Origin of the sequence: Anaerococcus faecalis, assembly GCF_013371425.1 — a bacterium.
Taxonomy (GTDB): domain Bacteria; phylum Bacillota; class Clostridia; order Tissierellales; family Peptoniphilaceae; genus Anaerococcus; species Anaerococcus porci.
Genome location: NZ_JABVBA010000011.1, coordinates 32,401 through 47,155, shown reverse-complemented (window position 1 = coordinate 47,155; position 14,755 = coordinate 32,401). Strand labels below are relative to the sequence as shown.

13 protein-coding genes are annotated in these 14,755 nt (G+C 28.4%); 5 read left to right on the top strand and 8 right to left on the bottom strand.

From position 1 onward, the window contains the following. Positions 1–40 precede the first annotated feature (40 nt). The 4 genes from xylB to HV819_RS09805 all read left to right on the top strand — a co-directional run bounded on the left by xylB (position 41) and on the right by HV819_RS09805 (position 5,116). Positions 41–1,534, top strand: coding sequence for a xylulokinase (gene xylB, locus HV819_RS09820; protein ID WP_154540349.1), 1,494 nt, complete (start codon positions 41–43; stop codon positions 1,532–1,534). A gap of 97 nt (positions 1,535–1,631) precedes the next feature. Next, entirely contained in the window at positions 1,632–2,750 is a 1,119-nt protein-coding gene (locus tag HV819_RS09815) for an ROK family transcriptional regulator (protein ID WP_154540347.1), read from the top strand. Between the two features lie 420 nt (positions 2,751–3,170). After that, on the top strand, positions 3,171–3,746 hold the full coding sequence (locus tag HV819_RS09810) for a TetR/AcrR family transcriptional regulator (protein ID WP_176270095.1): 576 nt from the start codon (positions 3,171–3,173) through the stop codon (positions 3,744–3,746). 26 nt (positions 3,747–3,772) lie between these two features. Continuing rightward, positions 3,773–5,116 carry a radical SAM protein gene (locus HV819_RS09805; RefSeq protein ID WP_176270094.1) on the top strand — a complete coding sequence of 448 codons (1,344 nt, stop codon included), beginning with the start codon at positions 3,773–3,775 and terminating at the stop codon, positions 5,114–5,116. 91 nt (positions 5,117–5,207) lie between these two features. On the opposite strand, the gene HV819_RS09800 is transcribed toward HV819_RS09805, so the two are convergent. The 8 genes from HV819_RS09800 to HV819_RS09765 form a co-directional block, all read right to left on the bottom strand. Then, entirely contained in the window at positions 5,208–6,587 is a 1,380-nt protein-coding gene (locus HV819_RS09800) for a GntP family permease (RefSeq protein ID WP_176270093.1), read from the bottom strand. 9 nt (positions 6,588–6,596) lie between these two features. Further along, a complete protein-coding gene (gene pdxA, locus HV819_RS09795; RefSeq protein WP_154540341.1) occupies positions 6,597–7,592 on the bottom strand; it encodes a 4-hydroxythreonine-4-phosphate dehydrogenase PdxA in 996 nt (331 codons plus the stop codon). A 1-nt stretch (position 7,593) separates the two neighbouring features. Continuing rightward, positions 7,594–8,874 (bottom strand): four-carbon acid sugar kinase family protein, encoded by a 1,281-nt coding sequence (locus HV819_RS09790; RefSeq protein ID WP_176270092.1) that lies wholly within the window; start codon positions 8,872–8,874, stop codon positions 7,594–7,596. A gap of 15 nt (positions 8,875–8,889) precedes the next feature. Beyond that, positions 8,890–9,612 carry a DeoR/GlpR family DNA-binding transcription regulator gene (locus tag HV819_RS09785; RefSeq protein WP_176270091.1) on the bottom strand — a complete coding sequence of 241 codons (723 nt, stop codon included), beginning with the start codon at positions 9,610–9,612 and terminating at the stop codon, positions 8,890–8,892. Positions 9,613–9,834: 222 nt separating this feature from the next. After that, on the bottom strand, positions 9,835–11,118 hold the full coding sequence (locus HV819_RS09780) for a TRAP transporter large permease (RefSeq protein ID WP_176270090.1): 1,284 nt from the start codon (positions 11,116–11,118) through the stop codon (positions 9,835–9,837). Next, positions 11,115–11,651: a TRAP transporter small permease gene (locus HV819_RS09775; protein WP_176270089.1), complete on the bottom strand. Its 537-nt coding sequence runs from the start codon at positions 11,649–11,651 to the stop codon at positions 11,115–11,117. The genes HV819_RS09780 and HV819_RS09775 overlap by 4 nt, the downstream gene beginning before the upstream one ends. A 9-nt stretch (positions 11,652–11,660) precedes the next feature. After that, positions 11,661–12,668 (bottom strand): TRAP transporter substrate-binding protein, encoded by a 1,008-nt coding sequence (locus tag HV819_RS09770; protein ID WP_176270088.1) that lies wholly within the window; start codon positions 12,666–12,668, stop codon positions 11,661–11,663. Positions 12,669–12,683: 15 nt separating this feature from the next. After that, positions 12,684–13,703, bottom strand: coding sequence for a zinc-binding alcohol dehydrogenase family protein (locus HV819_RS09765; RefSeq protein ID WP_176270087.1), 1,020 nt, complete (start codon positions 13,701–13,703; stop codon positions 12,684–12,686). Between the two features lie 147 nt (positions 13,704–13,850). Between HV819_RS09765 and HV819_RS09760 the strand changes: the two genes are divergently transcribed. Continuing rightward, the gene (locus tag HV819_RS09760; protein ID WP_154540327.1) at positions 13,851–14,534 is read left to right on the top strand and encodes a GntR family transcriptional regulator; all 684 of its coding nucleotides are present in this window, start codon (positions 13,851–13,853) and stop codon (positions 14,532–14,534) included. The last annotated feature ends 221 nt before the right edge of the window (positions 14,535–14,755 follow it).

Here is a 14,755-nt window from a genome sequence, read left to right as displayed (position 1 = left end):
TATCAATAATTTACGAAAACTTTTTTTGAAAGGAGAAAAAATGAATTATATTCTTGGAATAGACTTAGGAACAAGTTCTTTAAAAGGTGTAGTTTTTGATGATAAAGCAAACTTTATAGGTTCATCGTCAGCATCCTATGATGTTTATAATCCTAAAAAAGGATATTCTGAACAAGACCCTAATGATTGGATTAAAGCATTTGAAAAAGTAGTTGATAATTTAAATAATTCTTTAAATATAAAGGATAATTTAGTAGCCTTAAGTTTTTCAGGACAAATGCACAGTTTGGTTTTATTAGATAAAAACTCTATCCCTCTTAGAAAAGCTATATTATGGAATGATGTAAGAAATAGTAAACAATGTGATTATATAATGAATGAATTTTCTCAAGATCTTTTATGCATGACTAATAATATAGCCCTAGAGGGCTTCACTCTTCCTAAAATATTATGGGTTAAAGAAAATGAACCTAAAATTTATGAAAATGTAAATAAAATTCTTTTACCTAAAGATTATTTAAGATATTATCTTACTGGAAAGTTCAATATGGATTATTCTGATGCTTCTGGTACTCTTTTATTAGATTTAAAAAAACATAAATGGTCCGATGAAATTCTAGATAAATTTGAGATTAATAAAGAATGCCTTCCAGATTTAGTTAACTCCACTGATTTAATTGGTAGTATCAGGGAGGATTTAAAGAAAAAATATGGTTTTAAAAATGATGTAAAAGTATTTGCTGGTGCCGCTGACAATAGTGCTAGTGAAATAGGAAGTGGTGTAATAGGTAAAGAAAATTCTATGCTATTAAGTATAGGAACTTCAGGTGTAATATTATATCCAGAAAAAAATGTCCATAATTTATATAAAGGTAAATTACATTTTTTTAATAGTATAAATAAAAATTTATACTACTCGATGGGTGTTACACTTGCAGCGGGACAGTCTTTGAGTTGGTTTAAAAATAATTTCGCAAAAGATGAGAGCTTTGGTAAGCTCACAGAAAATATTGATAAAATAAGTCCAGGATCAGATGGGTTATTATTTACTCCTTATTTAAATGGTGAAAGGAGTCCTTATTTTGATAGTAAAATTAGAGCAAGCTTCATAGGTCTTGACATATCCCATACTAAATTACATTTAGTCAGATCTATTTTAGAAGGCATAACTTTTTCTTTAAAAGATAACTTTGAAATTATCAATAATTCCTTAGATAGTAAAATAGATAATATAATATCAACCGGAGGTGGTAGTAAAAACAAAGACTGGCTTCAAATTCAAGCTGATATATTTAATAAAAATATACTAACTATTGATATTGAAGAAGGCCCAGGATTAGGAGCTGCAATGATTGCAGCATTAGGTATGGGTTATTACAAAAATTTAGTTGAATGTTCTAAAGCTTTCATAAAATATAATAATTTAATAAAGCCAAATTTAGAGAATGTAAAAATTTACGAAAAGCTTTTTAAAGAATATAGAAAAATTTATACTAACACTAAGGATATATGCAAAAATCTTTCAATAATATAAGAATTTTAATATGAAATATATAAATAGAAACAACAAAACTAATTTATAGCTTATGCTTAAATATATGATATACTATTTATATAGTTAGGTGATTTATATGAAAAGAAATAAAACACAAAATAAAATTTTAAAAGTATTATTTGAAAATCCAAATTTGTCTAGAGTTGATTTATCAAATGTTCTTAACATAAATAAAAGTACAATTTCTACTAATGTTCAAAGACTATTAGATTTTAATTTTTTAAAAGAAACAAGTAAGGGAAATTCTACTCCAAAGGGCGGAAAAAAACCTATTAACTTAATGTTAAATTATGATAAAAAATTATTTTTGGGATTTGATATTTCAAAAAATTATATATCATATGCCTTAACAAATTTAAATCTTAATATAATTAAATATGGATTAAAAGAAACATCTATTAGCAAAGAAAATATATATTATGAAGTAAATAGAGTTTTAAATAATCTTAAGAATTACTATATAGATAAAAAAGAAAATAAGTTATTTTCTATTAGTATTTCTATTCATGGAATAATTTTTAACAATAAAATTACATTTACTCCTAATTATGATTTAGATAAGTCTGATTTTATTAGTAGATTAAAAAGAGAGAATGATGGAGTTAATATTTATCTAATAAATGAAGCAAATGCAGCCGCTCTTTGTGAACATCATTTTAATAAATATAAAAACTTAGCAAGTATAAACATAAGAACAGGTATAGGCTGCGGTTTAGTTATTAATGATAAATTAATAGAAGGTTTTGAAGGTTATGCAGGTGAAATAGGACATATGATAGTAGTTCCAAATGGAAAACTTTGTAGATGTGGTAATAATGGCTGTTTCGAACAATATTGTTCAGAAAGCGCTGATATTTCTTACTTCAATACCATTTCAAAAGAAAAAATATCATCTGTACAAGATCTTACAGCACTATATAAGAATGGTAATTATGCCGCAATTGAAACAATAAATAGGAATATATTCTATATGTCAATAGGTATTAATAACTTAATAAAAATTATTGCTCCTGAGATAATCTTTATAAATTCTTACTTGGCTTATAATATAGATAATTACATTGAAAGAATTCTAAAGCATATGAATGAATCTTTCAAACAAAATGTAATTGTAGAGGTATCTACTTTCTATAAAAGATCTACACTACTTGGATGCATTTACTATGGTATTAAAAAATTCATAGAAAATAAATAATATAAAAATATCTTAATTAAACTATAAAATTATTTTATTGGAAAATATACTGATAAGGTAGAATAGTATAAAATATATTATTTAAACTACTATATAATAATTTGCTAACATATACTATTTAATCTGGAAGAAAGCGCTTTTTAATCAAGTCTGTTAAAAATTTTATGCATCAACCTAAATCCTAATTAATATAGTAAGGATTGATACAGAAAATAATTTACAGGCCAAAAAATCTTATGGAATTTATATAAAAAACATTATCACACTTTCACAAAAAAATTCACTTTTATAGTGGATTTTTTTTAATTTTATTACATATTAAGTTTGTATATAAAAGAATTATTAGAATTAAAATATATTTGACAGCTAACGATTGTTATCCTATAATAAAGCTAACAAGTATTAGCTTAGGAGGTGAATGTGACTACTAGAGAATTAATTTTAGATAAGGCTTTATTTTTATTTTCTAAGTTTGGTTATTCAGACGTTAGTATGAAAGATATAGCAAACGAGGTTGGGATTAAAGCTCCATCTATTTATAAACATTTTAAATCAAAGGAAGAAATTTTTGATACCATTTTAAATAATGCAATAATAAGCCTAGATGAAAAGATTCATGATGCTGAAGATTATAAAATTATTAGAGATGGTAAAAAAAGTCTAGATATCGAAAAATTAGCAATAGATATTTTTTCCTATCTGCTTAACGATTCTTATGTTTCTAGAGTAAGAAAGATGATTTCTATAGAAATGTATAAAAACCCTCAAGCCATGAAATTTTATGTTGATAGATTCATAGAAACTCCTATGAGAAAACAAGAAGAGATAATAAATTACTATGGTTTAAGTAAATATGGAAGTTTAAAAGTTATTTCCACAATATTTTATTCCCCAATACTTTTCGCAATAAAACTTCATGATGCAAATCCAGAAAAAGAAGAGGAACTGCTTGAACTTTTAAAAGATACATATAAAAAATTAGAATACATTTTGTAAATAACTAAAATTTTAAAGGAGAAATTATGAAACTTAGTTTAGATCAAAAAATGAAAGCTTATGGATTAGATAAGTTATTAAAATATGTACACAAAGATCCAGAAAACAATTTACCAAAGGCGATAGATTTTGCGAAAAAAATTTCACCTAACGATTTTAAAAGTCAAATAGATTTGATAGAGCAAACTGTAAATGATAAAGATAATGTCTATTATAAATATATACTTGACATACTTGATAGAATTGATTCGGATGTTGTTGATACTTTCATTGAAAATTTCTTATTAAATGCTACATTATTTTCTGAAGAAATAAAACAAGATACTAGGACTAAATATAATTGTAATGTTCCATGGACTATACTTTTAGATCCCACAGCAGCTTGCAATCTAAAATGTAAGGGTTGTTGGGCAGCAGAATATGGTTATAGTTTAAATTTATCTAATGAACAAATAGATGATATTATAAATCAAGGTAAGGATATGGGTATATATTTCTACATTTTTACGGGTGGAGAACCTTTGGCTAGAAAAAAAGATATCCTAACAATATGTGAAAAACATAAAGATTGTGAATTTTTAATTTTTACAAATTCAACTTTGATTGATGAAGATTTTGCTAAAAAAATGCTAAGAATCAAAAATATAATACCTGCAATATCTATAGAAGGATCTGAATTTACTACAGATTCTAGAAGAGGTAAAGGTACTTATAAAAAAATTATGAATTCTATAGAAATATTGAACAATTATAAACTTCCATTTGGTATATCTTGTTGTTATACTTCAGAAAATTATGAATCTATAGTTAGTGAAGAATTTGTTGATTATATGATAGATAAGGGTGCTTTGTTTGCTTGGTACTTTCATTTTATGCCTGTAGGAAAATCAACGAGTAAGCAATTACTTCTAAAACCTTATCAAAGGAAACATGTGTATGAACAAATTAGAAAATTTAGAGCAACAAAGCCACTATTCTTCTTAGATTTCCAAAATGATGCAGAATATGTAGGTGGTTGTATAGCAGGAGGAAGAAACTATTTTCATATAAATGCAAATGGAGATATGGAACCTTGTGTATTCATTCATTATTCTGATTCTAATATTAAGGATAAAACTTTAATAGAGGCTTTGCAATCACCATTGTTTGTGGCATATCGTAACGGACAACCATTTAATGATAATATGTTAAGACCTTGTCCAATGCTTGAAAATCCAACTCTACTTAGAGATATGGTTAAAAAATCACAAGCTAAATCAACAGATATATTAGTAAAAGAAGATGTAGATGATCTTTGTGGAAAATGTGACGACTATGCTGAAGTATGGAAAGAAACAGCAGATGAAATTTGGTATTCAAATAAAAAATAGACAAATAAAATAATGACCTCAAAAAGTTGAATTTTGGCTTCCAACCTTTTGAGGTTATTTTATTGACTACTTATAAATGTTACTTTTTATTTTATCCAAATATTAAATTTAATAAAACAATAGTAACAAATCCTACTGCCCATGCTATAGTTGATATAATTGAATATCCTTTAATTTGTTCTTTTGCATCTGTTAAGCCCAATGATCTATTAACAACCCAAAAGAATGAATCATTAAAATATGAGAAAAAAAGTGAGCCTACACATGCTGATAGTGTTGCAAATACAGGATTAACACCTAAAGGTAATACTATTGGTGCTGAAATTGAAGCTGATGTAAGCATGGCTACTGTTCCAGAGCCTTGTATAAATCTAATTAAGGTAGATATAATAAAAGGAAGCAATAGAGGGTTTATATTCATCTTTGATATCGAATTAGCTATATCAGCCCCTACTCCTGATTCAGTTAAAACTTTACCTAAAGCTCCACCACCACCTGTAACTAAAATTATAATTCCTGCAGATTGTATCCCAACTTCTAACTCTTTTATTACCTTATCTCTACTCATGCCCTTAGTTAATGTAATAATAGCTATTATTAAACCTATACCTACAGCTACAATAGGTGTTCCTAGAAATGACAAGGCAGAATAAATTCCTTTTATTTCTAATCCTGATACTTTAGAAATTGTTGATAAAATTGTGTTTATGAGAATTAAAATTATTGGTACTATAATCGGTAAAAACGCTATCAATGTTGATGGCATTTTTTCATTATCTTCAATTGTATAATCATTAATATCTGCTAAAGATGATTTCTCAGGCCTTATCCAATTGCCTTCCTCATCTGGTATTTGATAAATCTTTTTCCCATAAAATCTTGCATATAACAATGTTGCAATAACCATAGGTATAGCTATAACAATACCCCATAGGATTACTGCCCCTACATTAGCTTCAAAAATTCCAGCAGCTCCAACAGGGCCAGGTGTTGGAGGTACAAGAGTGTGGGTTATAACTAAACCTGAAGCCAAAGCAAGTCCTAATGTTATTATTGATTTTCTTGTATTCTTTGACAATGCTTTTGCCACAGGAAATAATATAACAAAACCAGAATCACAATATATTGGTATAGATACTAAGAATCCAGTTATTGCCATAGCTAAGTCTTCCCTTCCCTTACCAAATATCTTGATAAAAGTTAGAGCCATCCTTTTTGCTGCATTTGATATTTCAAATAGCTGCCCCATCATAACACCAAAACCAATTATTATTCCTATAGAACCTAAAGTTCCACCAAATCCATCGGTTACACTTTTTATTACATTTTCGTAAGGCATACCCCCAGCAATACCTATAAACAAAGCTGATATTATTAATGCTAAAAATGTATGTATTTTTGTCTTAACAATTAGACCTATTAATAAAATAAGTCCAATTATTAAAGCAATTATTATCCTATTATCTGACATAATAAACTCCTAATTTTTTCTAAATTGTGGTCCATATTTAGCTGCTAATTTTACAGCTTCTACCATGCTAACCTCTGATGCTACATTTTTCCCAGCAACATCAAATGCTGTACCATGATCTACAGATGTTCTTAAAAATGGCATAGAGTTTGTTAGAGATATAGTTTTCATAAAATTATATGTTTTTGTGGCTATATGACCTTGATCATGATAAAGTGATAATACAGCTGCATATTTTCCTTGAAGCCCTTGAGCAAAAACCGAATCTGCTCCTATTGGTCCTACAACATCATATCCTTTTTTCTTAGCATCTTCTATTGCAGGAATTATCTCATCTACTTCTTCATATCCAAATAAGCCATGTTCTCCTGAATGAGGATTAAGTCCAGCAACTGCTAAAGTTCCTTCTACTCCTAACCTATGCATTGCTTCTGTACATCTTTGAATGTATTCATAAATCTTGTCATATTTAACCTCATCTATGGCATCCCTCAAAGATAAATGTCTTGATAAAAAGAAAACTCTTAGACCTTCAACTTCAAACATTGTTAGAGGATCTGATACTTTAGATATTTCTTCAAACATTTCTGTATGACCTATGAAAGGTATTTCTGCAGCTCTTAATGATTCTTTGTTAATTGGTGATGTCGCTACTGATTCAACCTCTCCATTCATCGCTAATTCCCCTGCTTTAAATATATATTCATATGCTGCTTTACCACATTCAGCGCTAACTTTTCCGAATTCATAGTCTTTACTCATATTATTAAGATCTATTAAATCTATTGTTCCATATTCATATAGACCATCTTTAACATGATCTATTACATTAATTTTTAAACCAAGCTTGGTAACTTCTAGAGCCTTTTCTACTACATTTTTATCACCTACTAAAACTATATCTGCATCTTCATATAATTCTTTTTTAGCAAATGTCTTTACTACTATTTCTGGGCCTATTCCTGCTGGATCTCCAAGTGTTACTGCAATTCTACTTTTTTTCATGTTATTCTCCTTTGCTTAATAATCTAGCTATACATTTAACCATAACCGAGTCACTTCCTACCATTCCACCCTTACTAACAATTTTTAGACCATCTACTTCTCCACCAATAAGTCTTCCATACGCTACTAAAGGCTCTATTTCTTCTCTAATTTCTATTCCTTGACTACCTAATTCTTCTGTTACTGCTATCGTTACATCACCTCCCGATGAAAATATTCCTGAAATCGATTTATCTTTTGTAACTATTGATTTACCAATTTTTGCAAGTCCTCTTGATATCATTAAGGACAAATCATCTATACTCATATCCCTACTTTCAGATATTTCCTTTAAATTTAATCTTTGAGAAACATCATCTGGTGTAGTAGTTATAATAATGAGATTATTATCATTTAGCTTTTCTTTAGCCAAAAGACTACATCTATCAATTTCATTTAATGCTAGATCTATATCAATTAATTTTAAAGGATCTACTTCTATTTTAAAAATATCAAAGTTTCCATATAAGGCTTTCATCTGATTAATGGTTACATTTGTTACCGATCCAATAATGGCTAAAGATTTAGTACTAATACTACTTTTTTTATACATCACCTTAGTAACTTCTTTTGTAAATGGACCCGGGTCGACACTAATAAATCTAATATTAGTACTTACACTTGCAATTGCAATATTTTCTATTTGCTTATTAGTAATTGCATCAAATATTATCAAGTCTTTATTTTTGTTTTCGATAATTTTTTTACTAATATTTTCTATACCTTTTTCTATTTCATCTATAGAAATATGTACTATCTGACCTTTATAATCCTTACTAAAATTTTCTGTTACAAAATTTGAAACAGCTGATATCTTTGAATCCTTACCAGCATCCGTATTTATTAAAGGAACTCCATCAACATACATAAAATCATTTACTACAATTCTTTTTGAATCTGGAAAAGACGGGACACATATAGCTAAGTTATTAGTCTCTAATGCATCTTGAAATGCCCTAAGTTCTGATCCTAGATTTCCCCTTAAGGTAGAGTCTATTCTTTTTGAGTATAAGATTACATCTTCTTTTTTTAATTTTCTTACTCTATCATATACTCTTCTATAAGCTTGATCTTTAGTCATAGCTCTTGAATCTGTTGTAAATGCATAAACATCAATATCTTCATCAAGATGTTTAATGTCATCTCCAGTAACGCTTGCAGCTCTTAATCCTATACTCTTCATTAAAGCACAATTAGCATTAGCTCCTGTTAAATCATCAGCTATAATAATAACTTCACTCATATATGCCTCCAAAATTTATACATTGCTTAACCCCTCTATTTTCTTATCGCTTATAAAATAATCGAAATTTTTACTTTTATAAAATGAGTATAAGCCAGTTTTTCCATACTTAGTACTATCACATAACAAAATGCTTATTTCCGAATTAACAATCATCATATTTTTTATTTTCCCTTTATTTTCAGAGGTAGAATAAACATAGTCATCATCAAAGGCATCTGTACCTATAAAGCAAATATCCCCATGAAAACTTGATAAATTTTGAAATCCTTCAATAGACAAAGAAGTCCTTGTTTTCTTTTCTATATAACCACCTAATAAATATGTATTTATAGAATTGTATTTAGATAAAAGAGTAGCTATATCTAAATCATAAGTAATAACCGTTACATTTTTTAGTTTAGATATATACTCTATTAGCATTCTAGTAGTGGTCCCAGCATCTAAGAAAATTGTAATATCATCTCTTAGATATTTTCTAGCTTTCTTAGCTATAATTTTTTTTAAGCCTATATTATCTAAAATTTTATTATCTATAGGATTTTCTAATACATGCTCCTTAACCTTTATAGCTCCTCCATGAGTCCTTATAGCTATTTTTCTATCTTCAAGTTCTTTAAGATCTTTTCTGATAGTTACTTCGGAAACTTCAAGTTGTTCTGATAAATCAGATACATTTACCCTATTTTTTTCATTTAATTTATTAGTGATAAAACTAAGCCTTTCTTCTAAAAACATTTCGTTTTATTTCATTTCCTTTCGTTTTCTTTTTTTATTCTAACATATATTTATAACGTTTGCAAGAAAAATATATGTTTTTAAAATTCAAAAACTTAAATACAAATTTAAGAAAGTATAAGTTTTTTATATACTAATAGTTTAGATTATAAGAAAGGTGATGTTACAGAACAGATAATTCTATTCTGCAACACCACCTTTATTTAGAATAAGAAATAAATTTTAAACTCCAGATAAAATTTGGAAAGGAAATATAACTATTTGTGGAAATATAATCATAAGAACTATAATTATTACTTCAACAAGTAAAAATGGAAGAACTGATTTTACTACTCTCTCCATACTTATGCCACCTGCAGCACTAGCTACATTTAATACCGTCCCTACTGGTGGAGTCAGAAGCCCCATAACTATAGATATTACAAATACTACTCCAAAGTACACTTCATTAATTCCTGCTTCTCTTATAACTGGCATAACAACTGGTGCTAATATTAGTATAGTTGGATTTACATCCATAGTTGTACCAATTATTAATATTAATCCTAGTATTATAAACATTAAAATTCTAGGGGACCCTATAAAAGGATGTAATAAATTTGAAACTAATAATGGAATATTTGCAACAGTCATTACCCATGATGAAATTGCGGAAGCAGCAACTAAGAACATTATCGTAGCAGCCGATTTAGCTGAAGATATTAATCCTTCAATTAAATCTCTAATTTTTAACTCTTTATAAACTACAAGCCCTATTATCATTGAATAAACTACTGCAACCACACCTGCTTCTGTAGGAGTAAAAACCCCTGTTTGCAAACCCAATAAAATTCCAACCGGCATTAAAATAGCCCATATTGCATCAACCGTTGCCTTTATTCTTTTTTCTACAGGAGCTTTAGGAAGAGGGGCTACACTTCTTTTTTTAGCCACTATAAACCACATTATAGATAATCCTATAGATATGTATATTGCAGGTGCTACTCCAGCTAAAAACAAATGTGATACAGGTATACTAGCTGTTACACCCAATACAATCATTGGTGCTGATGGTGGCATAATTGGTGATAAAAGATTTGAAGCAGCTACAAGACCAGTCGCATCATCTCTATCATAATTTGCTTTAACCATCATCGGTATTAATATTCCACCTAAAGCTGCTGTAGAAGCCACTGCTGAGCCTACCATGCTTGCAAAAAGCAATGTTGCAATTATTGTTACATATCCCAGACCACCTCTAAAATGGCCAACCCATGCACCAGCAGCATCAACTAATCTATTTGTAAGTCCACCTCTATTCATTAAGTCTCCAGCAAGCATAAAAAATGGTAGAGCCATCATTGAATAGCTATCTGCTCCATTAAACATGTTTTGAGAAATTATTTGAACATCAAAACCATTAAGATATGCAAGCATGCTTACACCACTAAAAATCAGGGCAAATGCTATAGGCAATCCTATTGCCATGGAGCCTAATAAAGATATTATAAATACTATAAGAGTCATATATTTTTCTCCTTATTATCAATTTTTTTAAATTCCTTTTCTATATAATCATCTTCGCAAAAATCAATTTCATCTGGATTTATAATAGCAGTATATATTTTTTCGATTGCTATAACTCCAATTAAAACTGCTGAAACTATACAAATAGAATATAAGAATGAAAATGGGATTCCAAGAACAGCTGTTCTTGCTCCAGAACTTTGAATTACCATCTTTATAGATCCTAGTGACAGAATTATCATCATAGCAATTATTATCAAATTTACTATAATAAAAGATATAAGTTGTCCTCTTCTAGAAAATCTTTTTACTAACATATCCACACTTAGGTGTTCGTTCTCTCTCATAGCAACTATTGCACCTATAAATGTCATAAATACAAATGTATATCTTGATATCTCCTCTGAAGAAGCAAGTCCTGTATTGAAAATAAATCTTAAAACTACATTCAAGAACACAAACGCTACCATTATCCCCATCATTATTCCTAATAAGATATCAATAGCTTTATATATTTTATTAAACTTTTTCATTTAGTTCTCCTACTTTACTTGTTCAATTCTTTTAATTAGGTCTTCAGCCCAATCATATTTTTTATATAAATAATCATATACTGGCTTAGCCATTTCTTTCATTTTTTGTCTATCTTCTTCTGTAGGTTCGGTTATATTTAAACCTTCTTTTTTCAAGAACTCCTTATCGTCTTCTATACTTTTCTCATATATATCCCAAGCTCTTTGAGCTGTTTTTTTTGCTGCTTTTTCAAAAATTTCCCTATCTTCTTTAGGCAGACTATCTAAGAACTCTTTATTGCCCAACATTTCTATAGAGGATACCATATGATTTGTTTCATATATATCTTTTGAAACAGTATACCATCCTTCTTGTCTAAATGTTGATAGTGGGTTGTCTTGTCCATCAATAACTCCTTGTTCTAACGAAGTAAATACTTCACTCATATCCATAATAACAACGTTTGCACCTAAGGACTCAGCTAATTTAACGTGGATAGGATTATTAGGCATTCTTAATTTTTGACCTTTAAAATCTTCTATTTTTTTGAGATCTTTAGATGAAGAAAACACTCTTGCTCCATTTGGAGCCCAAGCCATAAACTTAAGTGGTTCTCTATCTTCTAAATATTTAGCTATCTCATCACCAATTTCTCCTTCATATACTTTCCTAGCATGTTCTACATCTCTAAATATAAATGGAAAATCTGGCGTAGCCATCATGTCTATTTCAGACCACATAACAGTACCTACTGCAGTTATTTCAATAATTCCTGATCTAGTATAATCGTAGAGTTGTTTTTCTCCTCCAAGTCTACCAGAATCATATAGTTGAACATTATATCTACCATTAGTTTCCTCTTCAATCATAGGTAAAAAAACTTCTCTCATAGCTATATTTACAGGATGAGTAGGAGCTACAACGGTGGCAACTTTTACAAGCTGGCCACCATTACCAGAAGTATCATCACTACATGATGTTAGAGAGAACAAAAAAAATATTGCTACAATTAAGCTAAATAATTTATTCTTTCTCATTTCTATCCTCCAGATTTAGTTTTCCAATGTTAATACTATTTTTTCTGTATATACATCTTTATCTATAATCATTTTTATAGCTTTTTCAGCGTCTTCAAATTCCATTTCATGACTTACTAAATCGTCAAATGATAATTTTCCAGTATTATATGCCTCAATTACTTCAGGAAATCTCTTATTGCTTAATCTTGAACCAAGAATATCTAATTCTTTTGAAGTAATATCAACTGATGCTATTTGTGAAGGTTGTGTTGAAAAGCCCAAATTTACAACTCTTCCAGCACTTGCTGCTGATTTTACAGCTATTTCAAATGTTTTAGGAGTACATATAGCATCTACTACAACATCAGCAAGTCTGCCTTCATTATTTTCTTTAATAAATTCGATAGGATTTTGAGTATTAACATCTATTGGAATCATTCCAAATTTCTTTGCTCTTTCAAGTTTTTTTTGATCCATATCAGATGTGAAAACTTTAGCTCCAAAATATTGAGCTACTCTGGCTACTGTTTGACCTATTGTTCCAGCTCCCATAACAAATACTACATCATCTTTTTTAACATCTGCTCTTCTATTTGCTTGAAAACCTATAGAAAATGGTTCTATAAGTACACTCCTGTTAAATGGCATATCTTTATTAACTTTATAAGTTTGATAATCTTTTACTACAATCTTTTCACTAAATCCACCTTCAACATGTACACCTCTTACTTTAAGATTTTCACAAATATTTGGTCTTCCATTTTTGCAGTTTTTACACTCACCACAATTTATAACAGGATCAACTACAACCTTATCACCCTTTTTAAAATTTTTAACTTCTTTTCCAACTTCTTCTACAATTCCTGTCATTTCATGACCTATTACTCTGGGATATTTTGCCATAGGATTTGAACCTTTATATATTCCTACATCAGAACCACATATTCCTACAGCTTTGATTTTTATTTTCACATCATCAGGTTCTTTTATTTGAACTTCTTCTAAATCTACTATTTCTAAGTTTTCTACTTTATTAATCCTTACTGCTTTCATCGTATCCTCCGTTATTGATATCTTGAATTCTAGTATACTAGTACATTATTAGAATAGCATCAAAGTAAAACGATGTCAAGAAAAAAATATTTTTTTACATATTTCCTAAAATACAAACTATTCTGATATAATATAAGAGGTGATAAAATGAATTTTAAAATATTAGAAAGAAAAGATAGAGAAAAAACAAAAGACTATGTAATAAGAAATATGAGATACAATATTTTGTTTTTTAATTTAGTACCTGGTGAAAAAATAAGTGAAAATCAGATATCTGACCTTTTAAATTTATCTAGAACTCCTGTTAGAGAAGCTTTCATTGACTTAAACTCTAGCTTACTTTTAGATATAAAGCCACAAATTGGTACTTTTATTTCTTTTCTAAATATAGATATGTCAAAAGAACTGCTATTTTTCAGGTCAAGTTTAGAACAAAATGCAGTTATAGAAATATGTAAAAAAGGAAATTTAACACTTGAAAAAGAGTTTAATGAAATAATTGAAAAAGAGCAAATGTTACATCAAACTAATGATTTTGAAAAGTTAATAAAATTAGATAATAGATTTCACGAATTAATATTTGAAGAGCTAAATTATAAAAAAATCCCAAAAATAATAGAGAATAATACTTCATATCTTATAAGAATGAGAATATTAAGGTTAAAAGCTAATATTAGACAAACAAATTATATTGATGAGCATAAAAATATATTAGAGTTAATAAAAAATAACTCTCCAAAAGAAGCTTCCCGTTTAATAACAAGCCACATACTAGAACTTATAGATGATATGAAAATTCTAAACAACAAATATCCAGATTACTTTAATTAAAATCCAAAGTTCCGCAATTAACAAATCTTTGGACATCTAGAGACTTTGTAAACTATCCTATAATATTAGTCTATAATAAATCGTATTGGTGAAAGTAGATGATACTTTTAATAATGCGATTTTTTATTGAAAAAAGTATACTTATTTAATCATTTACATTTTTTATTAAGGCTATTTAATCCTATTGGTTTTAGAGCTTTTGTTAATTTTAGGACTATAAT